The following is a 21,520-nucleotide window of genomic DNA, read 5'->3' as shown; positions in this document are numbered from 1 at the left end:
AGGCGTGCGTTTCGGCAACCAGCAGTAGCAGAGGCTTCGCCACCCATTTCCTATGGTAGACAACATCGCGGCGGTTCAGTGCGGTCTCTATGCTTGTTCATGCAGCGCAGCCGAAGTCGGCTCCGCTCTCTCTCCCGCCATATCTCCTGCTGTTCATTGTTGTTTTTGCTGGCTAAAAAAGCGGTTGTTCGTTCGGTCGCAGGCTGTGTCAGGCGGCCATAAACCATAAGAAAACCCCGCGGCATCGCTGCCGCGGGGCTGTTCAGTCTCGTAGCGGCTGCCCGGATCGGAAGACCCGCGCCACCGTCACGCAGTGACCTATTTGAGCTCGACGGTGGCGCCGGCGGCTTCGAGCTTGGCTTTGAGCTCTTCGGCTTCTTCCTTAGAAGCGCCTTCCTTGACGGGCTTCGGTGCGCCTTCGACGAGCTCTTTGGCTTCCTTGAGGCCGAGGCCGGTGATGCCGCGGACTTCCTTGATGACGTTGATCTTCTTGTCGCCTGCGGAGGCAAGGATCACGTCGAACTCGGTCTTCTCTTCAGCGGCTGCACCGCCGTCGCCGCCGCCGGGGCCGGCCATCATGACGGCGCCGCCAGCAGCGGGCTCGATGCCGTACTCGTCTTTGAGGAGGTCCTGGAGCTCTTTGGCTTCAAGGAGGGTGAGGCCGACGATTTGTTCGGCGAGGGCTTTGATGTCTGCCATGGTCTTGGTCTTTCGTAGTTGTTCAGTGAACGGAAGAGGTAGTGGTTAAGCGTCTTCTTTTTCGGCAAGCGTCTTGAGGATGCCTGCGATGTTCGCCGCCGGTGCGCCGGCTGCGGAAGAGATGTTGGCGCCGGGCGCGGTGAGGGTGGCTGCGATCTGGCCGATGATCTCCTCGCGGGAGGGCATCTTGGACAGGCTCTCGATGCCGCCCGCATCCATGGACGTCTCGCCCATGAGACCGCCGAGGATCTCGAGGGCGTCGTGGTCCTTGGCCCATTTCACGATCACCTTCGGCGCCGTGACGGGGTCTTCGGAATAGGCGACGACGGTGGGGCCTTTGAAGAGGTCCTTGACCTCGGAGCCCGGACGATCGCCGATGGCGATCTTGGCGAGGCGGTTCTTGACGACTTTCACGCCGCCGCCCGCCTCGCGCATCTGGTTGCGCAGGTCGGTGACCTCCGCCACGGTCAGGCCGCTGTTCTTCATGACCACAACGACTTCGTTGTCGTTGAGGACACCCTCGAACCAGCCGACCTGATCCTTTTTCTGATCCCTAGTGAGGGGCATGGTGTTCTCCGCTAAGGGCAGGCGGTCCATCGCTGCGGCGGAGAACGGCGCATGGCCTGCGATATACGCAGCACGCGCCCGGAAGGCATTCAGCCGTCTCGGCAGGGCTTAAGGGGTGCCTGCTTTCTTCGACGCAGCGCAGCTCACCTGCGCGAGCCGGGCACCTGCCTCAGCGAGGTGCCGTCGTCAAGACCCCCGTCGGATGTTCTGCAAGAGGGCGGAGCGCCAGGGACCAATGTGCGCACGCGCCGCTCGGGCCTCGGGACCGCGTCGAAGGCATCGCGCGTGCCGCGAGGCCCGGTCCATGGCTGGGGGAAGCGGTCACGGCGCGAGAGGATCGCGGCCGGGTTCTGACCCTCGGCGACGGCGTGCTCCAGCTCTTCTAGGACCAGCTCGCTGGAGAGCTCCTCGCCGCTGAGGTTCTCGATGACCGAGATGCTGACGGGCCGGTCCTCAGGCACGTCCGAGGGCGCCTCGGACTGGCCGAGGCTGAGGGCGTAGATGGTGAGGCCGCTGGAGCGCCCGGTGCAGGCCCGGCGCACCGCTTCGGCGAGGTTCGCCGCCCTCGCCCGCGCGCGTTCTTCGTTGAGCGGCCGCATGCCGTCGGAGGATGCCGAGCCGTAGACGAGCAGCGCCTCGGCGCTGCAGAAGCTGCTGCGCTCGGCGAGGCGCTCGATATAGCTGTTCACGCTTTCCTCGCCGCTCCCCGCCTCGACCAGGCGGCGTTCGGCATAGACCCAGTTCGCACCCGTATCGACGCTGCGGAAGCGCAGCTTGGGCTCGGCGGTGACCACCCGCTCCACCGTGCAGGAGGTGCAGACGCCGCCTTCAAGGAACTGCCCGTCGCGGCAGCGTTCGGGCAGGACCGGGTCGGCGATGAGGCCGGTATCCTCGGGCCTCGGCGGCAGGACCGGGTCAGTCACGACGACCTCCGTCGGCTCGGCCGGCTCACCCGCCGGAAGGAAGTAGAAGAAGCTGACCGCCGCCAGGCCGATGGCGAAGAGCGCAGCGAAGACCGCCACCGGATCGCGCGGGACGAGGGTGATGAGAAGCCCCAGAAGAAGGAAGCCGCCGAGCACGAAAGCCATCTCCACCCCGCCAAAAAGGCCGAGTTCCGAGCGTACGAAGCTCGCACCGGGTTCGGCAAAGCCGCACCCCGAGGCGCAGCCGAACAGCGCCACCCCTGCCCCCACCAGCAGCGCCGCGATGCCGATCAGCACCGCCAGCACCAGGCCGCGCAGAATGTTGCCCGCCGTACCCATGACAGAGGCTTCCCTTGGTAACTCGGGGTTAACCTAGCCCAGTTTGCACCGCTCGTGGAGTCTTATGCCCTTGTGGGGCCGGGGGGCCTTTGTCAGAAGCGCGCCCATGTCTGTCGCCGTCCTCATCGTTGCCGCCGGAAAAGGCCTTCGGGCCGGGGGCGAGCTGCCCAAGCAGTACCAGCTTCTCGGCGGTGAACCCGTGCTGCGGCGGACGCTGCGGGCGTTCGAGGAGCACGCGGAAGTGGACCGCATCCAGGTGGTCATCGGCGAGGGCGCGGACGAGCTCTATGCCCGGTCGGCGACGGGAATCACTAAAGCCCTGCCCCCCGTTCCGGGCGGCGCGGAGCGGCAGGTGTCGGTGCGTCTAGGTTTGCAGGCGCTTGCCTCTTCTGAACCGGAGATAGTCCTGATCCACGATGCTGCCAGGCCCTTCGTCAGTGCCGCAACAATCTCACGATGCGTCGCGGAGGCGCGGAAGAACGGCGCGGCCCTCGCGGCCCTGCCCCTGTCCGACACGCTGAAGCGCGAGGGCGCGAAGGGGCTCGCTGAGGAGACCGTGCCGCGAGCCGGCCTGTGGCGGGCGCAGACGCCGCAGGCGTTTCGCTTCGAGCTGATCCGTGAGCTGCATGAGCGCTTTGCGGACAGGGACGACATGACTGACGACGCCTCGCTGGCCGAAGCCGCTGGGCACGGCGTCGCCCTGGTCGAGGACGAGACCACCAACCTCAAGATCACCCGGCCCGAGGACTTCGCCCTCGCCGAAAAGCTTCTGGGAGCTCCCATGGAAACCCGCACCGGCTCCGGCTTCGACGTGCACGCCTTCGAGGAGGGGGACCACGTCACCCTCTGCGGCGTCATGGTTCCGCATACGCACAAGCTGAAGGGCCACTCCGATGCCGATGTGGGGATGCACGCGCTAACCGACGCCATCTACGGAGCGCTCTGCGAGGGGGATATCGGCCAGCACTTTCCGCCCTCGGATGAGCAGTGGCGCGGGGCTCCTTCCGACGTTTTCCTCCGCCACGCGGCGGACCTCGTGAAGAAGCGCTGCGGGCGGATCGTCCACTGCGACGTCACCATCATCTGCGAGGCCCCCAAGGTCGGTCCCCATCGCGAGACCATGCGCGGCGTGCTCGCCGAGATCATGGGCACGGACCTCTCCCGCGTCTCCGTCAAGGCGACCACTACGGAGGCCCTTGGCTTCACCGGCAGGCGCGAGGGCATCGCGGCCCAGGCCATCGCTACCATCAAGCTGCCGAGCCATGGATAATACGGCGCTTCGTCTGGCAGAGGAGCTGGTCCGCCAGTGTACGGAGGAGGTGCTGATGGTCAGCACCGCGGAGAGCTGCACGGGCGGGCTCATTGCTGCCGCCATTACCTCCGTCAGCGGATCGTCATCCGTGTTCGGCGAGGGCTTCGTCACCTATGCCAACGAAGCCAAGACCAGGGCGCTGGGCGTACCCGAAGACATCCTCGTGAAGCATGGCGCGGTCAGCGGCGAGGTCGCGGCGCTGATGGCCGAGGGCGCGAAGGCCCGCTCGGGCGCCGATCTCGCCGTCTCGGTCACCGGCATTGCGGGGCCGGGGGGCGGCAGTGCCGACAAGCCTGTCGGCCTCGTCTGGTTCGGCCTGGCGACGCCGGAAGGGGTCAGGGTCGAGCGCCGAGTCTTCCCCCAGGGCGGCAGGGATTTTGTGCGTATACTGACCCAGCGGCAGGCTTTGCGGATGCTGCTGGCCGCGGTCTAGGCGGCTTCTTCCACCTCGACGCCGCAGCGCTTCAGCACATCTGCCATGTCCGTCCGGTCGAACGGTTTGAGCATGTAGAAACTGGCGCCCGCCGCTTTGGCGAGGACAAATTTCGAGGGTTCGTTCTCGGCGGCCATCAGCACGATGTGGGGCCGCTCCGTACTCGGAATGGTGGCCAAAGCGGTAAGCGCGTCGAGGGCGCCCATTCCGGGCAGGTCCCAATCGAGGAAGAGGATGTCGCCTCTTTTAATCGCCGAAGACAGCTTCACGAGGCTCGGGGCGGGCGCCGCGTCGATGCCGAAAGATGCCAGCAGCTCGATGATGACCTCGGTCACCCGTTCGGAATCTTCCAGAACCCACGCTTTGCCCATGATCGCTCACCCGCTTCCGATGGAGGCCTTAGCAGGAACAGGCTTTTTGGTCGCTTAATATAGCGAGGGCAATTGTACCGCCTCCCTCTCCCCTCCGGGGAGAGGGACCGAGGGTGAGGGGGACTTCGGAGCGCGACGCTGATCGTCATCTGGATCACCACGGCTTCGCCGATCCCCTCACCCGAAATCAGATAGATTTCGACCTCTCCCGCGGGCGGAAGAGGTGGGCCGCGCCCTAACCCAGCCGTATCACCACAACTTCCTCACCCACTTCGGTCGTGATGCTTCGGCCCGCATCAACCGCCAGCTTCTGCGCCAGGATCGCCGGCATCACCTTGGGCTCCATTGCCTGGTCCTCGCCCGCAAACGCAGCCGCCAGATCCTCAGGCATCCGCGCGCGGGGGCCGGAGGCGGTGATGGTGAGGCTTCCCGAGTTTCCCTCCACCAAAACCGTGGAGCCGTTCCTCGGCACCATCCGCTCACAGACAAGAAGAAGGTTCATCAGCGCCCTTCCCTCGAGCTTCGGCAGCGCGGGCGTTCCGATCTGCCACTGAAGCTCTGGCTTCAAATGCTTGTAGAGCGCCTGCGCCAGGCGCCCGATCTCTTCGGTGCTCAGCTCTCCTTCGGAGCCCCCCGAGGCGCCGTAGGCCGTGCGCGCATAGTCGATGATGGCGAGGAGCCTGGCCGTCGAATCGCTGACCAGCGCCTCGGCGTGCTGGCGCATCTCGCCGTCCTTCTCCGTCGACAGCACATCCAGCCCGGTGTTCAGCGCGCCTGCCGGGTTGATGAGGTCGTGGCAGAGGCGGGAGGCCAGCAGCGAGGCGAACTGGACGTCGGACGAGTTGGGCATAGATGGTCTCCGCCTTGCGAGGGGCTTCGGAAGAGGCGAGCTATGCCAGAGCTCTTCGCCTTAAGGAAGTGTCGCCTCGACGATCGCGAAGGGTGTGGTGCGCAGGCTGTTCAGCTCGCTCTTGCGCGCGGCGAAGAGCTCCAGCGCCTCGGCCGTCAGGGTCTCGCCGACGGCCACCTTGATGGTCTCCGGGTTCTGATGGACCCCGCCCGCCAGCACCTCGTAGTGAAGGTGCGGCCCGGTGGAGCGCCCGGTGGTGCCGACATAGCCGATCACCTCGCCCTGGCGCACGCGCTTGCCGGATACGATGCCCTTCGCGAAACCTTGGAGGTGGGCATAGGCGGTCTCGTAGCCGCCCGCATGCTCTAGCCGGATATAGTTGCCGAAGGTGCCGCGCGGGCCCGCCAGCTTCACCGTGCCGTCGCCCGCCGCCAGGATCGGCGTGCCGCGCGGAGCACCGAAATCGACGCCCTTGTGACCCTTGTCGTAGCCGAGCACGGGGTGCCTGCGCCTGCCGAAGCGCGAGGTCACGCGCGCGCCGTTGATCGGGGTCTTCATGAGAAGGGTGCGCGGGTCGCGGCCCGCAGCGTCGTAGTAGGAGGCTTCGTCGGCACCCTCGGCTAGGTGCCGGTAGTACCCCTTGGTCCGCGCGCCGCCCTTCCAGGTGAGGCCCGCGAAGACGATCTCGCCGATGCCGACCTCCTCGCCGGCGGCGTTCATCTGCACCTCGTAGACGATCTCGAAGCGGTCGCCGCGGAAGATCTCGCGGGCGAAGTCGACATCGAAGGCGAACACGTCGGCGAAGCGGATCATCACGTCCCGCGGCACGCCCGCCGCCGCGGACGCCGAGAACAGCGAGCGGTCGATCTCACCGGCGGCGGCGACGAAGCGGGTCTCGAGCTCCACGGGGTCGGTGCGGGTCTCGAAGCCCTCCGCCGAGCGCACGACCTGCACGAGGCGGTCATCACCGACGAGGACCTCCATCGCCTTCAGCGCGCGGGGGTAGCGGCCCGAAGCCCGCTGGAACAAAGTGGCCTGGCTCTCCAAAAAGCGCAGCCTGACCGAGCTGCCCTCGGGCAGCGCTTCGATACCCGCCTCGGCGAAGAAGGCGGCGCTGGCCGCTTCCGCTTCGCTGGCCGGAAGGCCTAGGCGGACAAGCAGTTCAGGCAGCGCCTCCCCCTCGATCACCGGCTCGGAGACGTAGCGCCCGCGCTCGCGAAACGCCCTGACCTCCGAGAAGCGGCTGTCTTCGGAGAGGGTCTTGCCGCCGCTCCAGCGCAGCGTGTCCACGCCGTTCTGCGCGGCCGCCGGGCCGAAACCGAGGGCAGCCGCGATCAGTAGTAGACGGAAAAGGCCCTGTCGTTGTCCCACGGCGCGATTGTGCCGCCAGACCGGCAGCGCCTCAAGCACCGAGGCGGATACGATTGAGAAAGCCTTGCGGCGTTCGGGCGGTTTAGCCCGAACGCTTTATGTCGCGCATGACCTCTTCGATATAGGCGTCCACATCGAGATCGCCGGTCGCCTGCCCCTCAAGACGCTGGCGAATCATATGCGGCAGCACCGACGGGTCGGGCTCCCCCGCCGCCGAGACCGTCGCCTCAATGATGCGCCTGAGCGCGGCCTTGTCGAGTTGGGGGGCGCTGGGGTTCTCTTGATCGGCCATGCCTGCTCCTTGGTTCGGCGTTTCCTCTTGATCTAGGGAATGGGCCGAGGGGGGAGAAGGTTCGCCGGAGGCGCTGGACAAAGAGGGCGGCGCCTTTATGGTCGCCGCTTCCCACGCGGGTGTGGCGGAATTGGTAGACGCGCCGGATTCAAAATCCGGTTCTGGAGACAGAGTGTCGGTTCGAGCCCGACCACCCGTACCATTCTCGACAGGTTTCGCGCAGCGAAAGAAAAAGGTCCGGGGGACCTTTTTCAGGTCGAGAATGCTGCGGCAGCAGCTATCCAGCATGACCGTTGGTTTGGTCGAGAATGGATTTCCTTTAATCTCCCGGCGCGTAGCGCCTCCGATGGGGCTTCGTAGCTGGTTTGCCGTCAGGCAAAACATTTGGTCCGGGGGACCAAATGTAAGCGCAGAAGGCCACGGCAGTGGCGCAGGGGCGCCGGGCACCCGGTCGAGTGCCTTCCCGTTCCGCCGTCGAGCTTCGAAGGGGTTGCAGTTAGGCGCTCTCCCTCCCCCTCCCAGGGGGAGGTGCCCGAAGGGCGGAGGGGGACTGTCCGCTAGCACCTCTGCTTCCACTCTACCCCCTCAACCAGACCCACCCCTCACCAATCAGTACCTTTCCCCATCCCATCAGCACCGCTAACGCCGCGTTGGTGATTGTCAGGGAGGGTCCGCCCGTATGAGTTCCACGTCCGATACCGCCCCCAGCGTCACCGTCCTTCTCGGCGACTTCCTCGAGCGCTTCGCGCCGGACGAGGCCGCGAGCGCCAGGGAGAAATCCATCACTCTGGCCGAGCTGATCGACGCCTTGGACGAGCGCGCCTTCGGCCTCGGCATCCTCATTCTCGCCCTGCCCTGCGCCGTGCCCTTCCTCTACGGTATCCCCCAGATCGTTGCGCTGCCCATGCTGGCCCTCGCCGCGCAGCTCGCCATGGGGCGGGAGCATCCCTGGCTTCCCGATACCCTCGGTCGCCGGAAGGTGGCGGTCGGCGGCCTTAAGACCGTGGTGCGCCGCGCCCACAGCACCCTCGGTATTCTGGAGAAGCTGACGGCGCCTCGCCTGACCGCCCTCACCGACGGGGTCGGCGCCAGGATCGTCGGCGCGCTGATGCTGATCCCTGCCGGGTCGATCCTTCTCCCCTTCCCGCTCACCAACACGACCCCCGGCATCGGCGTCGGCATCGCAGCCGTCGGCCTTCTGGAGCGGGACGGCCTTCTGGTGCTCTTGGGCCTGGCGATCGGCCTCGTCTGGGTCTTCCTCCTCGTCTTCTTCGGAGCCGAAGCCATCAGCGCCGCCAAGGACTTCCTCCTAACCCGACTGTCATCCTAACCCACCACCTCCGCCCCTGCGACACACCGGCGCTGTGCGGATCGCAGGCCTAGCGTGTGGCGGCGAAGGCGTTTTAGGCATCAAATCGTATGGTAACCCGTCTCGATAGCCTGGCTGAGCCGCAGAACGCGCTGGTGATCTGCGCGGTGGGGAGCGGTGCGCTTCTCGCGGGCGCCCATCTGTTCGAGCATGTGGGCGGCATGGCGCCCTGCCTTCTCTGCCTCGACCAGCGCGAGGCCCACTGGGCCGCGCTGGCCCTCAGCCTGATCGCGGTCCCCTTCATTTTGTGGCGGAAGAACGAGTTCCGCGTCAGCGCCGCCGCCCTCGGCGCGCTGGTTCTCATCTACGCCTTCAGCGCCATCCTCGCGAGCTACCACGCAGGGGTGGAGTGGAAGTTCTGGCCAGGCCCCGACACCTGCGCCGCCTCTCCGGAGAACGTGGACCTGGACCTCCTGCGCGACGGCGCCTTGTTCGAGAACCTCGATGGGCCGAGCAGCGATGGCCCGCCCTGTAACGAGGCGGCATGGCGGTTGCTGGGGGTCTCCATGGCAGGCTACAACGCGCTGATCTCCCTCGCGCTGACGCTTCTCGCGGGCATGTCCTGTGCGAGAGCCGCCAGAGAGCTCCGCGACGACAGGGTCGGCGGCGTGCTGACTGCCGACTGACCCAAAGGGGCCGACATGACGAGCAAACTCCCCGCCCTCCCCCTCCAGGCCAAGCCCAGGACCGAGGCGATGCTGCGCGTCGACCATGCGGGCGAGTACGGCGCGGTTCAGATCTATCGCGGCCAGCGAGCGGTCTTCGAGCGCCTGCCTCACAAGCGCCGCGTGACCGAGCTGCTCACCGAGATGGAGGACGGCGAGAAGAAGCACCTGGAAGCCTTCGACCGCCTCCTGACCGAGCGCGGCGCCAGGCCCACACTCTTCGCACCCCTGTGGAACGCAGCAGGCTTCGCCCTCGGCGCGGGCACGGCGCTGATGGGCGAGAAAGCCGCCATGGCCTGCACCACTGCCGTGGAGAGCGTCATCGAGGGTCATTATCAGGACCAAGTGGACGAGCTCGAAGGCGCCGGCGAGGACGAGCTACGCGCCACCTTCGCCGAGTTCCGCGAGGACGAGCTGGGCCACCACGATACCGCCATCGCCGAGGGCGCCGAGGAGGCCTTCGGCTACGGCCTACTGCGCCGGGTCATCGAAGCGGGATGCAGGGCGGCGATCAGGGTGAGCGAGAAAGTCTAGCTGTTCCTCAGGCCGTTCACGGGCAGTTTGAGATAGACCTGCCCGTCCTCTTCGGGCTGGGGTAGGGACCCGCCCCTGATGTTCACCTGCAGCGACGGCAGGATCAGCTTGGGCGGGGTCAGCGTCGCGTCCCGCGCTTCGCGCATGGCGACGAACGCCTCCTCGGTGGTGCCTTCGCGGACATGGACGTTCGAGGCGCGCTGCTCGGCCACGCTGGTCTCCCAAGCGAACTCCTTCCTCCCCTCGGGAAGGTAGTCGTGACCGACGAACACCCGCGTCTCCCCCGGTAGGGAGAGAAGCCGCTGGATGGAGCGGTAGAGGGTGCGCGCATCGCCGCCGGGGAAGTCCGAGCGCGCCGTACCGAAGTCGGGCATGAAGATCGTATCGCCGACAAAGAGCGCGTCGCCGATCAGGAAGCTGACGCAGGCCGGGGTGTGCCCCGGCGTATGGATGACTTTCGCTTCGAGACCACCGATCGCCAGGCGTTCGCCGTCCTTCAAAAGCCTGTCGAACACCGTGGCCGCCGCCTCCTCCGATGCCACCCCGAAGACGGGAGCGAAAGCGGTCTGCACCTCGGTGATCCCGGCGCCGATGGCGATCTTCGCGCCGGTGCGCTCGGCAAGAAACTTCGCCGCCGTCAGGTGGTCCGCATGGGCGTGGGTCTCCAGCACCCAGGCCAGCTTCAGGTCCTCTTCCTTTACCGCAGAGAGGATCAGCTCTGCGCTCTTCTGCGACATGCTGGCGGAGGCGAGGTCGAAGTCCAGCACGGGGTCGATAGCCGCTGCCACCTTCGTCTCGGGGTCGCTGACCAGATAGCTGATCGTATGGCTGACCTCATCGAAAAAGGCTTGGACCTTGGGGCTCGTCATCGCACCGCTCCGCTTATGCAGAATATCTCAACGTTGGTCCTATATATGAAAACTTGCTAAATTAGCAAGCGTGCATATACTAGGGCCATGGATGCTCTTCTGAAGCTCAACCCCGATGATTTCGAGGCGCGCGCCGGTCAGGCCGCCAGCCTGCTTCGCACCATGGGAAACCCGCACCGGCTCATGATCCTCTGCCGTCTGGGCAGCGGCGAGATGCCGGTGTCGGAGCTCGGCAAAGCCTTCTCCCTGTCCCAGTCCGCCCTGTCCCAGCACCTCGCCGTCCTGCGCCGCGAAGGCCTCGTTGAGGCGCGCCGGGAGGGGCAGACCATGCACTACCGGATCGGCGACCCTGCCGTCCTCGCCATCATCGAAACCCTAGCTGCGATCTACTGCCCGGAGATGCTGTCATGACCATCCTGCCCTCCCTCTCTCCCTCCGAAGCAAGAGCGAAGCTCGCCGCGGGTGAGGCTATGCTTATCGACGTACGCGGCGCCGACGAGTTCGCCCGCGAGCATGTGCGCGGCGCAGCCTCCCGCCCCTTAGCCGCTTTGAAGACAGGCTCGGTCACCGAAGAGAAGACGCCGATCTTCATGTGCCGCAGCGGCAACCGCACCGAAGTCCACTGCGCCGATCTCTCGGACGCCTCCAAGGGTCGCGGCTACGTTCTCGAAGGCGGGATCGAGGGCTGGAAGTCCGCCGGTCTGCCCACGGAGAAGGACCGCAAGGCGCCCCTGGAGATCATGCGTCAGGTCCAGATCACGGCGGGGCTTCTGGTGCTTCTTGGCGTCGTGCTCGGCACCCTGACCCATCCAGGCTTCTACGGCGTCGCCGCCTTTGTCGGTGCCGGGCTCACCTTTGCAGGCGCCAGCGGCTGGTGCGGCATGGCCAAGCTCCTCGGCGTCATGCCCTGGAACCGCAGCGCCGTTGCGTAAGCGATGGCGCTGGACCCGCAGACCATCCTCCTGACGCTGATGAGCGGCGCGCTGATCGGCGTGATGCTCAGCACGTTCGGCGGCGGAGGCTCGGTGCTGGCCGCGCCGCTTCTCCTCTACGTGGTCGGCGTGAAGGACACCCACCTCGCCCTCGGAACCTCGGCGGCGGGGGTGGCAGCCATCGCTCTCTTCAGCCTTCTCGGCCACTGGCGGGGCGGAAGGGTCAAATGGCCCTGCGCGCTGGTCTTCGCTGCGTCAGGCGTCTTCGGCGCCGCACTGGGGTCGAGCCTTGCTAAGCTGACCGGCGACGACGTTCTCCTTTTCGGCTTCGCTCTAGCGATGGCGGCGGTGGGGCTGGCCATGTTCCGAAGGCCTGCAAGCGAGGGTGACCCCGAAGCGCGTCTCGACGGCCCAAGGCTGCGCCGCCTGGCCCCCACGGGGAGCCTTGTCGGCGCGGCATCCGGCTTCTTCGGCATTGGCGGCGGGTTCCTGATCGTCCCCGGCCTGATCTACGCGGCAGGCTTCACCCTGTCCCATGCCGCCGCAGCGTCGCTTGTCTCAGTGGCCGCGTTCGGCGCCACCACCTCCGCCAACTACGCCCTCTCCGGACTAGTCAGCCTACCGCTCATCGGTCTGCTGCTGGCAGGGGGCGCACTGGGAGGGGCGGCAGGCATTCTTGTCGCAAGGCGCCTGGAGAACCATCAGCAGCTCGGCAGAAGGATGTTCGCGGCCATGATCCTTCTCGTCGCCCTCTTCGTCGCGGCGGACGCCGGCAGCCGCCTCCTCTAGCCGCTTTCCCCTTGCCATCTCCCGCTCTTTCCCCTAGCCGCGCCGCACTTGGGAAAACCGGGCTCGGCCGCATCAGCTCTTGCCGCCGCAGCTCTTCTTCCGGGGGCCGGAGGTCCGGTCTGCGGGACGAACAGAAAGGATAGGGCTTATGTCTTCCGACGCGACCGTTTTCGATTGTGAACCGCGCAAGCGCTCCGGCACCGGCGGCAGCCGCGCCGTCCGCCGCGACGGCTGGGTCCCTGCTGTCATCTATGGCGGCAAGAAAGAGCCGATGAACATCAAGATGCGCTACAACCAGGTGCTCAAGGCCTACACCACGGGCAACCTCATCGACGTGCTCGGCATCGTCGACCTAGAGGGCAAGAAGCACCAGGTCATCGGCCGCGACATCCAAGTCGACCCGGTCAAGGACCTTCCGATGCATGTCGACCTGATGCGCGTGGACAGCTCGACCCGCGTCACCGTCAACGTACCCGTGCGCTTCCTCAACGAAGAGACCTGCCCCGGCCTGAAAGCCGGCGGTGTCCTCAACGTGGTGCGCCACGAGGTCGAGGTCGTGGCCCCTGCCACCGAGATCCCCGAGGCCCTTGAGTTCGACCTCGCCTCGTTCGAGATCGGCGACGCCATCAAGATCTCCGGCACCTCCATGCCTAAGGGCGTCGAGGCCACCATCACCGACCGCGACTTCACCGTCGCCACCATCGCCTCACCGTCCGGCCTCAAGTCCCAGCAGGACGAGGACGAAGACGGCGAGGAAGTGGCCGCGGACGAAGTGCCTGCCACCGAGGTCAAGGACGAGGAGTAGTCTTCCGCCCTATCGAGGAGCACCTTGCGGAGAACTGAAAATCGGTTCTCCGCCGAAGGCTGCGATGGCCAATTTTTGGGCGATCATACCCTTCGCCGACGCGGCAGCCTCCCCACTCGTGGTGAGGGAAGCAAAACAAGCGCTACGCTCATTCCTCCGACAGGAAATCGAGCAATAGGGCGATCGTCTCTTCGTGAACGCTTTGCCGCGATGCGCCGCCGTCCGCACAGGCAGGGACAAAGCGCCTGCCGCGCGCCGTGCACGGGTCGAGAAAGGCATAGTGGTTAGCGCCCTCGGCAACATGCAAGGTTGCTTCCGGCGCAAGGTCCGCGAGCCGTTTTGCATTGGTCGCGACCGGAGCGATGTCGTCGTCACCGCCGCCGATCACCAGCACGGACGCTTCGATCGCCCGGAGACTGTCGTCGGTGAAGGCTTGAAGAAGCGCCGGACCAAGTAGCGCGAAGCGGGTGATGCGGGGATCGGAAAAGTCGCGCTGCGACTGTCTGATCGCTTCGTCCAATGCCGGATCATGCTCCAGCAGAGCCACGAAGTCCTCTTCGGCGTCAGGATATTCCGATTGCGGTTCACAGGTCGCGTCGCGCTCCGGCCCGGCACAGAATGAGGCGAGACGGTCAAGATCCGTCAGCCCCCCGGCCAAGGCCGTAACGGTGTAGCCGCCGAGCGAGAACCCGGCAGCGGCGACGTTCTCCTGATCAATACTGGAACCCCACTGCTCGTCTTCGAGGAGCCGGTCGATGACCACGGAAAGGTCCTGCGCCCTGTGCCAGGGCATGCGGAAGCCGCGCGGGTCATAGCGTTCCTCCGCGGCCGTGTTGCCATGGTGATCGACCGCGGCGGCGATGTACCCCTGTTCGGCCAAGGCACGCCCGAGCCACATCATCTGAAGCCCGCTGCCGCCTGTCCCATGGGACAGAAGGACCAGGGGATAGGCGCGTTCCTCGGCGATGGCGGCGTTCCTGGCCGCGAAGCCGCCCACGAAAATCGGCCTGTCGCTGGGAATTTCGACTAGGCTCATCTCAGACGATGCATTGGCGGGATACCACAGGGTGGTCGTTACCGGACGCGGGCCGTCACTAGACCAGGATGGCCGGTCGGGGTCGACGAAGCTCAACCGAACCATGCCGACGGCAGGTCCGTCCAAGGTGGGTTCCGGTTCGCTCCCACAGCCCTGTGCGAGAACCAGGACAAGCGCAGCGACGACGTATCGGACCATGGGGCACTCCAGTATCTCGCGCCTCTTTTCTAACCAGCGAGATGCGGCGACGCCAGAAGCAGAAGGTCGGTCACATCTTTTTCGTTTGGGAAAGAGTACGATTGTCTCCATATAACCCGAATGATCACCCGCAGCTCGACCGCCCTCGCCTTCCTGCTCGGCAGCTTCGTCCTGTCCGGCTGTGCCAGCACCTACTACAACGCCCTCGAGAACATTGGCATCGAGAAGCGGGAGCTTCTGGTGCGCCGGGTGGACAGCGCCCGTGATGCCCAGTCCGGTGCCCAGGAGGAGTTCAAGGACGCCCTGGAGCAGTACCGAGCCCTCGTCAGCTTCGATGGCGGCGAGCTCGCCAAGACCTATGACCGCCTGTCGAGCCAGTACGACCGGCTGGAAGGCGAGGCCAAGCTCGTCCGCTCCCGCATCGACGGCATCGAGAATGTCGGCAGCGCCCTCTTCCGCGAGTGGCGCGAGGAGCTGAACGCCTACTCCTCCCCCGATCTGCGCCGCCGCTCCGAGGCCCAACTGCGCGAGACCGAGCGCCGCTACGAGCAGGTTCTGACAGCCATGAACATCGCCGCCGACCGGATGGACCCGGTGCTGACGATCTTCGGCGATCAGGTCCTGTTCCTGAAACACAACCTCAACGCCCGCGCCATCGCTGGTCTCGACGCGGAACTCGCCACCATTGAGAGCCGGGTCGACGCGCTGATCCGCGAGATGGACAAGGCCATCGCCGAAGCGGAGGCGTTCATCGCCTCCATGCCCGACGCATAACCGAAGGGTGGAAACGGGGCTGACCATCGGCGTGGGGATCGCCCTGGCGGTCTGGCTCTTCTGGGAGCGGCTGAGCCCTGCGCACCGGCGTCCGTCCCGCCCCCGGCTGATCAAGAACGTCGCGCTCGGCATGCTCGGCGTGCTGACCACCATGGCCATCGTGACGCCCGTCTCCCTGGCGGCTGCGGAGTTCGGCCCGGCCTGGCGGGAAGAGACCCCGTTCTGGCTGCGCTTCCTGCCCGACCTGATCGCGCTCGAGTTCTTCATCTACTGGTGGCACCGCGCCAATCACGAGCTGCCCGTCCTCTGGCGGTTCCACCGTGTCCATCACTATGACGAGTTCCTGGACGTCACCTCGGCGCTGCGCTTCCACCCCGGCGAGGTGGCTCTTTCGGCGGCGGTGCGCGGGTTCTTCGTTCTGGCGCTGGATATCAGCGTCGAGGCCATCCTGCTGTTCGATGCGCTGGTCATCATCTCGGCAGGCTTCCACCACGCCAACCTCCAGCTTCCCAAGGCTGTCGATGAGACCATGCGCCGGGCAGTGGTCACGCCCCGCCACCACCGGGTCCACCATGTGCCGAGGCGGGAGGCCACTGACAGCAATTACGGCACACTGACGACCTTGTTCGACCGCCTGTTCGGCTCCTTCCGCCGCGAAGAAACCGAGGGCCAATACGGTGTCGAAGGGCAGTCCGACAAGGGGCTCGGAGCCTTGGCCGCCGACCCGTTCAGGTGACCTTCGAGCGAACCTGGAAGCGCGCTTCTTCATAGCGCTTCGTACGGAGAATATCTTCGAGCCGGTCCATCACACCCCAGACCTCTTCGGCGGAGAGGAACAGGGGCGAGAGTCCAAACCGGATGGTGTCCGGCGTTCGGAAGTCCGAGAGAACCCCCTCTTCCGCGAGGGCCTGCACCACGGCGTAGCCGTGCTCGTGGCTCAAGCTGACATGCCCACCCCTCTTGCTGCGATCCTTCGGCGAGGATGCCGCTAACCCCATCCCCTCCGCACGCTGCAGAACGATGTCGCCGAGCACACCCGCTTTCCCGTGTAGGGCACTTGGAGACACGCCTTCAAAGGCCTCAAGCGCTCCGGCCAAGGCGCTCAACGACAGGATCGGCGGCGTCCCGGCTACGAAGCGCTGCACGCCCGCCGCCGGCGTGTATCCGCTGTCGAAGGCGAAGGGCGCGGCATGCCCCAGCCAGCCTGGCAGAGGGCTCGACAGCTTCTCGGCAAAGGCTTCGGCAGCATAGACATAAGCGGGAGCCCCCGGCCCGCCATTGAGGTACTTATAGGTGCAGCCCGCCGCCAGCCTCGCTCCGTCTGCGGAAAGGTTGAGCGGCACCGCTCCGGCGGCGTGGCTGAGGTCCCACACGATGACCGTACCGGCCTCCCGCGCGCGCCGCTCGGCTGCGGCCACATCGACGATCTCGCCGCTGCGGTAGCTCACCACCGAGCGGATCAGCACCCCGCCCTCGCCATAGCCCTCCTCGCCCGCTGGCAGACGCCGGACCTCGCCACCGGCAAGCTCCGCCAATCCCTCGGCGATGTACTGGTCGGTGGGAAACTCGTGATCATCCACCATCACGAGCCGCTTCCTCGCCAGGGGCAGCGCCGCCCCGGCAAGTTTGAAGAGGTTCACCGACACGCTGTCACAGACCACCACCTCCCCCGGCGCCGCGCCGATCAGGGGAGCGATCGCGTCGCCCACCTCACCGGCAAGGTCGATCCAGCCCGCGCTGTTCCAGGACCGCACCATCCCCTCGCCCCACTCCTGGCGAAGCGCCCGGTCGGCCCGCGCGGCGGCGCTGCGCGTCAGCGGACCGAGGGAGTGGCCGACGAGATAGGTGACGCCTTCCGGTATCTCGAACAGGGCGCGCCTGCCTCCGAGCGGGTCCTCCGCATCGTAGTGGCGGGCGAGGTCGAGGCTGGTGATCAGGCTTCTCATGGCTGCCTTCTAGGGCCCGGACCTACAAACTGTCACGGTTTTGCTCGAGGCGGTTTAGCGTTCTGGATAGGAGCTGGACCGCAGGGGTAGCTGGCTACCTCAAGGTTCAGCGACGACGACAGGGCGCCAAACCCGTGACAGTTTGTAGGTCCGGACCCTAGCGCAGCGGCTCGCTATCTCCAGTGCTGACAGCGAGCCGGGCTTTGCCCTAGGAAACCCCATGCTGATCCGAACCCTCCTTCTCGCCGCCGCCCTTCTCCTCGCCGCCTGCGGCGATAGCGAACCGAGCTCTGCGCCAGCACCCGGCACCGAACTGATGGGCTGGGAGGAGCTGACGAGCCGCCCCCTGCCCCGGCCGGACCGCACGGTGCGCTATGCGGACCACGAAGCGGGCATCGCCGATCTATGGCTCCCCGAGGGGGAAGGTCCGCATCCGGCCGTTCTGATGATCCATGGAGGCTGCTGGCAGAAGGCCATTGCCGATCGTACCCTGATGAACTATGCCGCCGACGATCTCAGGCGGCGCGGACTGGCCGTGTTCAATATCGAGTATCGCGGCGTAGACGAGGAAGGCGGAGGCTACCTCGGCACCTATGAGGATGTGGCGGCGGCGGAAGCTCACCTCTTCGAGGAAGCGGAAACCCTAGGCATCGACCCTTCGCGGGTCGCAGGCTTCGGCCACTCCGCAGGAGGACATCTCGTAGCGTGGCTTTCCGCGCGGCATAACCTCGACGGCGAGAACCCGCTCGGCTCCGACACCGCTTCCGCGATGAGAACCGCCCTGGTCTCGGGCGGTCTGGCCGACCTGGAAGCGTCGAAGCCCGTCACCCTCACCACCTGCCTCGCCGATGTGATGGACAAGGTTACCGGCAGGCCCACCCCCGAACGCCCCAACCCTTTGGCGGACACGTCACCCGTCCTCTTCCAACCCGCAGGTCCCGAGCAGATCAGCGTCCACGCCGCGAATGATCGAATCGCTCCGCCCCTTCTGGGTAGAGGGTACACGGATAGGGTGATCGAGGGAGGCGGTCCTGCCCGCTACATCGAAGTCCCCGGAGGTCATGTCGAACTCATCGCCCCCGGCACGGAAGCCTGGGAAGCGCAGGCCGAGCTGCTGATGGAAGCGGTTGGTTTGTACGAGTAGCGGTAGAAAGCGCGATTGGCGCTTCTTGCGCCTCAAGCTGCCGCGGCTGATCAATTCGAGCACTTCGAAGCGTGGCGGCCGAAAAAGGTCCCCGGACCAGCTACGAATGGTGCGGGCGGGGGGACTCGAACCCCCACGCCATAGGCTGCGGATTTTAAGTCCGCTGTGTCTACCATTCCACCACGCCCGCAAGGGTGAGGCCGTTATGAGAGGGTCCGCCCTCTTTCTGCAAGGGTCTACTCTGCGCTCCCTGCCGGGATGAGCGTGTCGATGATGTCGCCGAGCACGTCGGGCGAGACGGGTTTCGGCACGATCAGCTCGTCGGAATAGGCGGCCATGGTCGAGGCGGTGCCGGGGCCGTAGGCGGTGATGAAGGCGAAGGGGATGCCGCGCTCCTTGAGAATGCTCGCCGCCTCCTTCGATGAGCCTCCATCGAGCGCCACGTCCAGAAGCGCCGCCCGCACCGGGGCGTCCCTGGCGGCGCTGACGGCGTCGCTGGCGGTCATGCACGGGCCGACGCAGCCATAGCCCTTCGCCCTCAGAAGCTCCTCGAGCAGCTTGCCCTGCACGGGGTCGTCCTCACAGATCAGGATGTGATCGAGGCTGGGTTTGAAGCTTTGGGCTTTGGTCATGGATAAGAGGACAGCATCACGGGTGAAAGGTTGCGTTAACACGGCAAAGCGCCGCTTCCCATGAGCTAGGCCGGTCTATCTCCCTGACCAATCTCGGCTTCTTTCCCCTGCGCGGTGAAAAGGGCTTTCACAGCCAGGGCCGCCTGCTCGCAAACCGAGGCGCTCCGCGATCTGCAGACGATGGTCAGCGGACCGCCCTTCCCCGTCGGCCCCGGATACGAACCGATCTTTAATCCTTTGAGCGCCGTTTCGAGATCGCGGAGACCGTCGGCCAGATCGCTCTCCTTCGCCTCACCTGTCACATGATAAACGGTCTCCGGCTCGCCGTCGGGGACGGCGGCCAGCACCTCCTCCAGCATGGCGTCGAAGATGGCGGGCACCCCGGCAAGAACGTAGACGTTCTCTACCCTGAAGCCCGGCGCGCCAGAGACGCTGTTGGCGATGAGCTCGGCATCCTTCGGCATCCGCGCCATGCGGCGGCGGGCGTCGGTGACCTCCTCGTCCTTCGCCGCGTAGTGCGCCTTGAGGATCTTCATGGCGCCGTCGTGCTCCACCGTCTTGCGGCCCAAGGCCGCGCTGACGGCATCGGCGGTGATATCGTCATGGGTCGGACCGATCCCGCCCGAGGTGATGACGATGTCCGCCTTCACCTTGAGGTCGATCAGCGCGTTGCCGATGGTCTTGTGCTCGTCGGGCACGATCCGCACCTCGATCAGCTCGATGCCCTTGGCGTAGAGGGCTTTGGCCAGGGTGTTGGCGTTGGCGTCGCGGGTGCGGCCGGAGAGAAGCTCGTCACCGATGAGCAGGCAGGCGGCGGTCTGGGGGTTCTTCTTCATGTCGGGGGGTCTAGCGGCGGTTGATGGAGAGCCTCAAGCGAGTTGACCTTTGTCGTGCTTCACATCCGCGGCGGGTGGTCGGCCGGTGTTCCGCTTCTGCTTGTTCGGTTTGGTCCATGGGTCCCGGATAAGCGCTCACGCGCTTTCCGGGATGACGGCGGTAGGGAGCAGCACCGAAACCCGCTCGCCAGGGCTTGGCGGCGGCTGCATGGTGGTGGAGGCTGGAGCGGATGGGTCATCGTCGCTTCAGTTGCATAGGTAGGGTGCAACGCTGCACCATCCGCTCCCGGCACTGTTACGAGAGGCCGGTCGGGGGGCGGGGCTCTGGGTCCGCCGCAGGCCGATCAGCGCTTCAAGCTCTCGCTGCTTGGTGCTGGCGAAAGGCGTCCCACCTTGCCGGGACCGCTCCTTCCTCCCCGCAAGCCATACGGGGGCACCATGCAGAGCACCGCCTCCCCGCCTGAACAAGCTACCGGTCAGCTCCACCATGCGGGGAGGAGCGAGGGGACTATACGGGAATACGAAGGGGCGGGGATAAGTCAAAAGTGTCGTAGCCCCCTCCGCCCTTCGGGCTGGACCTTGCTCCCTCCGTCATCCCGGACAGCGAAGCTGATCCGGGACCCATGGACTGGGGTGTGTAAACCTCGTTGGCGTTGTTCACGTGACTACCCATAGGCCATGGGTCCCGGATACCCTTCGGGTTCCGGGATGACGGGGGTGGGTTACTTTGATGGGGGAAGCTTCGCGTTCCGCCCTACGGGCCGTGCCTTTCCTCCGCCGTTATCCTTGAAGACTTCCTCCCCTTCAGGGGAGGTGGCCCCGTAGGGGTCGGAGGGGAGCTGCAACTAGCGAAGGCGCTTCTTGAACGTCCCCCTCCGCCCTTCGGGCACCTCCGCCTGCGGGGGGAGGAAGGCGGCACGCTGCCGCGAGCCGCCCTACGGGCCGTGCGTCGCTTCCCCCGTCCATAGGTCCCGTATAGCGCCACGCGCTTCCAGGATGACGGGGGTGGGTTGCGCCCCTCGCGACCCGCGCTAGGGACCGCCATGATCTTCGACCCTCCCCTCACCGAAGCCGTCCTCCTGCGTCGCTACAAGCGCTTCCTCGCCGACATCGCTCTGCCAGGCGGTGAGGAGACGACCGTGCACTGCCCCAACCCCGGCGCGATGATGGGGGTGGCGCCCGAGGGCGCTCGCTGCTGGGTCAGCCGCTCACCGAACAAGGCGCGCAAGCTGCCGCTGACCTTGGAAGTGGTGGAGTGCGAGGCATCGGGCGGCGGACCGATCGCGACAGGGGTCAACACCAACCACCCCAACAGACTGGCCGTGGAGGCGATCCGAGCGGGGCTGGTGGAGGGTGTCGATCCGAAGGGCGAGCTGCTGCGCGAGGTCCGCTATGGCGAGGAACGCTCCCGCATCGACCTCCTCCAGCCGGGCGAGCCGGATCACATCTCTCCAAATGGTGCGGACCATTATATAGAGATCAAGAACTGCCATCTCATGCGCCGCTCGGACGGCACGGCGGAGTTTCCCGACTGCGTCACGGCGCGCGGGCTGAAGCACCTGCGCGAGCTCTCGCGGATGGTGGCGGAGGGGCATCGGGCGACGCTTCTCTTCGTCGTGCAACGCGGCGATGCGAAGGCGGTGATGGCGGCGCGTGACCTCGATCCCGCCTATGCCGAAGGGCTCGACGAGGCGGCCCGCGCCGGGGTCGTCATGCGCGCCGTTGTCTGCGACGTCAGCGCTGAGGCGATCCTGCCGCGAGGGGCCGTGCCGGTGCTCGCTGGCTGACAAAGGCAAAACGCCGCCCTTCTCAACGGCTCTTCGGCGCCCTAGCT

The 21,520-nt window shown here is 66.2% G+C and carries 25 protein-coding genes and 2 tRNA genes; 14 read left to right on the top strand and 13 right to left on the bottom strand.

Annotated elements, in window-relative coordinates; all coding sequences use genetic code 11:
- Positions 1 to 318: 318 nt before the first annotated feature.
- The 3 genes from rplL to NOG11_RS02940 form a co-directional block, all read right to left on the bottom strand.
- Positions 319 to 699 carry a 50S ribosomal protein L7/L12 gene (gene rplL / locus NOG11_RS02950; protein WP_256618139.1) on the bottom strand — a complete coding sequence of 127 codons (381 nt, stop codon included), beginning with the start codon at positions 697 to 699 and terminating at the stop codon, positions 319 to 321.
- A gap of 45 nt (positions 700 to 744) precedes the next feature.
- Positions 745 to 1,266 (bottom strand): 50S ribosomal protein L10, encoded by a 522-nt coding sequence (gene rplJ, locus NOG11_RS02945; RefSeq protein ID WP_256618138.1) that lies wholly within the window; start codon positions 1,264 to 1,266, stop codon positions 745 to 747.
- Between the two features lie 143 nt (positions 1,267 to 1,409).
- Complete coding sequence (locus tag NOG11_RS02940; RefSeq protein ID WP_256618137.1) at positions 1,410 to 2,528, bottom strand: hypothetical protein; 1,119 nt, start codon at positions 2,526 to 2,528, stop codon at positions 1,410 to 1,412.
- A gap of 106 nt (positions 2,529 to 2,634) precedes the next feature.
- On the opposite strand from NOG11_RS02940, the gene NOG11_RS02935 reads away from it, so the two are divergent.
- Complete coding sequence (locus tag NOG11_RS02935) at positions 2,635 to 3,798, top strand: bifunctional 2-C-methyl-D-erythritol 4-phosphate cytidylyltransferase/2-C-methyl-D-erythritol 2,4-cyclodiphosphate synthase (RefSeq protein ID WP_256618136.1); 1,164 nt, start codon at positions 2,635 to 2,637, stop codon at positions 3,796 to 3,798.
- A complete protein-coding gene (locus tag NOG11_RS02930; RefSeq protein ID WP_256618135.1) occupies positions 3,791 to 4,273 on the top strand; it encodes a CinA family protein in 483 nt (160 codons plus the stop codon). Before NOG11_RS02935 ends, NOG11_RS02930 begins: the two co-directional genes overlap by 8 nt.
- Here NOG11_RS02930 and NOG11_RS02925 read toward each other — a convergent pair.
- From NOG11_RS02925 to NOG11_RS02910, 4 genes are all read right to left on the bottom strand, one after another.
- On the bottom strand, positions 4,270 to 4,644 hold the full coding sequence (locus NOG11_RS02925) for a response regulator (RefSeq protein WP_256618134.1): 375 nt from the start codon (positions 4,642 to 4,644) through the stop codon (positions 4,270 to 4,272). The two genes, NOG11_RS02930 and NOG11_RS02925, sit on opposite strands and share 4 nt — an antisense overlap.
- A gap of 235 nt (positions 4,645 to 4,879) precedes the next feature.
- Entirely contained in the window at positions 4,880 to 5,494 is a 615-nt protein-coding gene (locus NOG11_RS02920) for a histidine phosphotransferase family protein (protein WP_256618133.1), read from the bottom strand.
- A 60-nt stretch (positions 5,495 to 5,554) separates the two neighbouring features.
- Entirely contained in the window at positions 5,555 to 6,865 is a 1,311-nt protein-coding gene (locus NOG11_RS15090; protein ID WP_256618132.1) for a M23 family metallopeptidase, read from the bottom strand.
- 82 nt (positions 6,866 to 6,947) lie between these two features.
- Positions 6,948 to 7,157 carry a hypothetical protein gene (locus tag NOG11_RS02910; protein ID WP_256618131.1) on the bottom strand — a complete coding sequence of 70 codons (210 nt, stop codon included), beginning with the start codon at positions 7,155 to 7,157 and terminating at the stop codon, positions 6,948 to 6,950.
- 115 nt (positions 7,158 to 7,272) lie between these two features.
- Between NOG11_RS02910 and NOG11_RS02905 the strand changes: the two genes are divergently transcribed.
- From NOG11_RS02905 to NOG11_RS02890, 4 genes are all read left to right on the top strand, one after another.
- A tRNA-Leu gene (locus tag NOG11_RS02905) sits at positions 7,273 to 7,359 on the top strand.
- Between the two features lie 477 nt (positions 7,360 to 7,836).
- Positions 7,837 to 8,487 carry an exopolysaccharide biosynthesis protein gene (locus NOG11_RS02900; protein ID WP_256618130.1) on the top strand — a complete coding sequence of 217 codons (651 nt, stop codon included), beginning with the start codon at positions 7,837 to 7,839 and terminating at the stop codon, positions 8,485 to 8,487.
- Between the two features lie 89 nt (positions 8,488 to 8,576).
- Positions 8,577 to 9,152 (top strand): disulfide bond formation protein B, encoded by a 576-nt coding sequence (locus NOG11_RS02895; protein ID WP_256618129.1) that lies wholly within the window; start codon positions 8,577 to 8,579, stop codon positions 9,150 to 9,152.
- A 15-nt stretch (positions 9,153 to 9,167) separates the two neighbouring features.
- Positions 9,168 to 9,725: a demethoxyubiquinone hydroxylase family protein gene (locus tag NOG11_RS02890; RefSeq protein ID WP_256618128.1), complete on the top strand. Its 558-nt coding sequence runs from the start codon at positions 9,168 to 9,170 to the stop codon at positions 9,723 to 9,725.
- Here NOG11_RS02890 and NOG11_RS02885 read toward each other — a convergent pair.
- On the bottom strand, positions 9,722 to 10,594 hold the full coding sequence (locus tag NOG11_RS02885; RefSeq protein WP_256618127.1) for an MBL fold metallo-hydrolase: 873 nt from the start codon (positions 10,592 to 10,594) through the stop codon (positions 9,722 to 9,724). The two genes, NOG11_RS02890 and NOG11_RS02885, sit on opposite strands and share 4 nt — an antisense overlap.
- 87 nt (positions 10,595 to 10,681) lie before the next feature.
- Between NOG11_RS02885 and NOG11_RS02880 the strand changes: the two genes are divergently transcribed.
- From NOG11_RS02880 to NOG11_RS02865, 4 genes are all read left to right on the top strand, one after another.
- Positions 10,682 to 11,005, top strand: coding sequence for an ArsR/SmtB family transcription factor (locus tag NOG11_RS02880; protein WP_256618126.1), 324 nt, complete (start codon positions 10,682 to 10,684; stop codon positions 11,003 to 11,005).
- Positions 11,002 to 11,526 carry a rhodanese family protein gene (locus NOG11_RS02875; protein ID WP_256618125.1) on the top strand — a complete coding sequence of 175 codons (525 nt, stop codon included), beginning with the start codon at positions 11,002 to 11,004 and terminating at the stop codon, positions 11,524 to 11,526. The genes NOG11_RS02880 and NOG11_RS02875 overlap by 4 nt, the downstream gene beginning before the upstream one ends.
- A gap of 3 nt (positions 11,527 to 11,529) precedes the next feature.
- Positions 11,530 to 12,315 carry a sulfite exporter TauE/SafE family protein gene (locus NOG11_RS02870; RefSeq protein ID WP_256618124.1) on the top strand — a complete coding sequence of 262 codons (786 nt, stop codon included), beginning with the start codon at positions 11,530 to 11,532 and terminating at the stop codon, positions 12,313 to 12,315.
- 148 nt (positions 12,316 to 12,463) lie between these two features.
- Entirely contained in the window at positions 12,464 to 13,120 is a 657-nt protein-coding gene (locus NOG11_RS02865) for a 50S ribosomal protein L25/general stress protein Ctc (RefSeq protein ID WP_256618123.1), read from the top strand.
- A 148-nt stretch (positions 13,121 to 13,268) separates the two neighbouring features.
- Here NOG11_RS02865 and NOG11_RS02860 read toward each other — a convergent pair whose 3' ends face one another.
- A complete protein-coding gene (locus NOG11_RS02860; RefSeq protein WP_256618122.1) occupies positions 13,269 to 14,252 on the bottom strand; it encodes an alpha/beta hydrolase family protein in 984 nt (327 codons plus the stop codon).
- 222 nt (positions 14,253 to 14,474) lie between these two features.
- On the opposite strand from NOG11_RS02860, the gene NOG11_RS02855 reads away from it, so the two are divergent.
- Positions 14,475 to 15,128 (top strand): DUF2959 domain-containing protein, encoded by a 654-nt coding sequence (locus tag NOG11_RS02855; protein ID WP_256618121.1) that lies wholly within the window; start codon positions 14,475 to 14,477, stop codon positions 15,126 to 15,128.
- Positions 15,129 to 15,135: 7 nt separating this feature from the next.
- The gene (locus tag NOG11_RS02850; RefSeq protein ID WP_256618120.1) at positions 15,136 to 15,864 is read left to right on the top strand and encodes a sterol desaturase family protein; all 729 of its coding nucleotides are present in this window, start codon (positions 15,136 to 15,138) and stop codon (positions 15,862 to 15,864) included.
- Here the strand turns inward: NOG11_RS02850 and NOG11_RS02845 are convergent.
- Positions 15,857 to 17,074 carry an aminotransferase class V-fold PLP-dependent enzyme gene (locus NOG11_RS02845; protein ID WP_256618119.1) on the bottom strand — a complete coding sequence of 406 codons (1,218 nt, stop codon included), beginning with the start codon at positions 17,072 to 17,074 and terminating at the stop codon, positions 15,857 to 15,859. The two genes, NOG11_RS02850 and NOG11_RS02845, sit on opposite strands and share 8 nt — an antisense overlap.
- A 220-nt stretch (positions 17,075 to 17,294) precedes the next feature.
- On the opposite strand from NOG11_RS02845, the gene NOG11_RS02840 reads away from it, so the two are divergent.
- Positions 17,295 to 18,218 carry an alpha/beta hydrolase gene (locus NOG11_RS02840; protein ID WP_256618118.1) on the top strand — a complete coding sequence of 308 codons (924 nt, stop codon included), beginning with the start codon at positions 17,295 to 17,297 and terminating at the stop codon, positions 18,216 to 18,218.
- 107 nt (positions 18,219 to 18,325) lie between these two features.
- Here the strand turns inward: NOG11_RS02840 and NOG11_RS02835 are convergent.
- The 3 genes from NOG11_RS02835 to NOG11_RS02825 all read right to left on the bottom strand — a co-directional run bounded on the left by NOG11_RS02835 (position 18,326) and on the right by NOG11_RS02825 (position 19,686).
- Positions 18,326 to 18,408: transfer RNA gene (locus NOG11_RS02835), tRNA-Leu, on the bottom strand.
- 46 nt (positions 18,409 to 18,454) lie between these two features.
- Positions 18,455 to 18,850: a response regulator gene (locus NOG11_RS02830; protein ID WP_256618117.1), complete on the bottom strand. Its 396-nt coding sequence runs from the start codon at positions 18,848 to 18,850 to the stop codon at positions 18,455 to 18,457.
- A gap of 65 nt (positions 18,851 to 18,915) precedes the next feature.
- On the bottom strand, positions 18,916 to 19,686 hold the full coding sequence (locus tag NOG11_RS02825; protein ID WP_256618116.1) for a competence/damage-inducible protein A: 771 nt from the start codon (positions 19,684 to 19,686) through the stop codon (positions 18,916 to 18,918).
- 1,043 nt (positions 19,687 to 20,729) lie between these two features.
- Here NOG11_RS02825 and sfsA point away from each other — a divergent pair.
- The gene (gene sfsA / locus NOG11_RS02820) at positions 20,730 to 21,473 is read left to right on the top strand and encodes a DNA/RNA nuclease SfsA (RefSeq protein WP_256618115.1); all 744 of its coding nucleotides are present in this window, start codon (positions 20,730 to 20,732) and stop codon (positions 21,471 to 21,473) included.
- The last annotated feature ends 47 nt before the right edge of the window (positions 21,474 to 21,520 follow it).

This window comes from Parvularcula maris (genome assembly GCF_024505085.1).
GTDB lineage: Bacteria > Pseudomonadota > Alphaproteobacteria > Caulobacterales > Parvularculaceae > Parvularcula > Parvularcula maris.
This window is presented reverse-complemented; position numbering and strand designations above follow the sequence as displayed.

Excerpts from the sequence above, each read along its gene's own strand:
- NOG11_RS02885 (WP_256618127.1), bottom strand. The coding sequence starts at position 10,594 with ATGACGAGCCCCAAGGTCCAAGCCTTTTTCGATGAGGTCAGCCATACG.
- NOG11_RS02880 (WP_256618126.1), top strand. The coding sequence starts at position 10,682 with ATGGATGCTCTTCTGAAGCTCAACCCCGATGATTTCGAGGCGCGCGCC.
- NOG11_RS02930 (WP_256618135.1), top strand. The coding sequence starts at position 3,791 with ATGGATAATACGGCGCTTCGTCTGGCAGAGGAGCTGGTCCGCCAGTGT.
- NOG11_RS02895 (WP_256618129.1), top strand. The coding sequence starts at position 8,577 with ATGGTAACCCGTCTCGATAGCCTGGCTGAGCCGCAGAACGCGCTGGTG.
- NOG11_RS02875 (WP_256618125.1), top strand. The coding sequence starts at position 11,002 with ATGACCATCCTGCCCTCCCTCTCTCCCTCCGAAGCAAGAGCGAAGCTC.
- NOG11_RS02900 (WP_256618130.1), top strand. The coding sequence starts at position 7,837 with ATGAGTTCCACGTCCGATACCGCCCCCAGCGTCACCGTCCTTCTCGGC.
- NOG11_RS02830 (WP_256618117.1), bottom strand. The coding sequence starts at position 18,850 with ATGACCAAAGCCCAAAGCTTCAAACCCAGCCTCGATCACATCCTGATC.
- sfsA (WP_256618115.1), top strand. The coding sequence starts at position 20,730 with ATGATCTTCGACCCTCCCCTCACCGAAGCCGTCCTCCTGCGTCGCTAC.
- NOG11_RS02940 (WP_256618137.1), bottom strand. The coding sequence starts at position 2,528 with ATGGGTACGGCGGGCAACATTCTGCGCGGCCTGGTGCTGGCGGTGCTG.
- NOG11_RS02865 (WP_256618123.1), top strand. The coding sequence starts at position 12,464 with ATGTCTTCCGACGCGACCGTTTTCGATTGTGAACCGCGCAAGCGCTCC.
- NOG11_RS02845 (WP_256618119.1), bottom strand. The coding sequence starts at position 17,074 with ATGAGAAGCCTGATCACCAGCCTCGACCTCGCCCGCCACTACGATGCG.
- NOG11_RS02855 (WP_256618121.1), top strand. The coding sequence starts at position 14,475 with ATGATCACCCGCAGCTCGACCGCCCTCGCCTTCCTGCTCGGCAGCTTC.
- NOG11_RS02935 (WP_256618136.1), top strand. The coding sequence starts at position 2,635 with ATGTCTGTCGCCGTCCTCATCGTTGCCGCCGGAAAAGGCCTTCGGGCC.
- NOG11_RS02910 (WP_256618131.1), bottom strand. The coding sequence starts at position 7,157 with ATGGCCGATCAAGAGAACCCCAGCGCCCCCCAACTCGACAAGGCCGCG.
- rplL (WP_256618139.1), bottom strand. The coding sequence starts at position 699 with ATGGCAGACATCAAAGCCCTCGCCGAACAAATCGTCGGCCTCACCCTC.
- NOG11_RS02870 (WP_256618124.1), top strand. The coding sequence starts at position 11,530 with ATGGCGCTGGACCCGCAGACCATCCTCCTGACGCTGATGAGCGGCGCG.
- NOG11_RS02840 (WP_256618118.1), top strand. The coding sequence starts at position 17,295 with ATGCTGATCCGAACCCTCCTTCTCGCCGCCGCCCTTCTCCTCGCCGCC.
- NOG11_RS02925 (WP_256618134.1), bottom strand. The coding sequence starts at position 4,644 with ATGGGCAAAGCGTGGGTTCTGGAAGATTCCGAACGGGTGACCGAGGTC.
- NOG11_RS02920 (WP_256618133.1), bottom strand. The coding sequence starts at position 5,494 with ATGCCCAACTCGTCCGACGTCCAGTTCGCCTCGCTGCTGGCCTCCCGC.
- NOG11_RS02825 (WP_256618116.1), bottom strand. The coding sequence starts at position 19,686 with ATGAAGAAGAACCCCCAGACCGCCGCCTGCCTGCTCATCGGTGACGAG.
- NOG11_RS02890 (WP_256618128.1), top strand. The coding sequence starts at position 9,168 with ATGACGAGCAAACTCCCCGCCCTCCCCCTCCAGGCCAAGCCCAGGACC.
- rplJ (WP_256618138.1), bottom strand. The coding sequence starts at position 1,266 with ATGCCCCTCACTAGGGATCAGAAAAAGGATCAGGTCGGCTGGTTCGAG.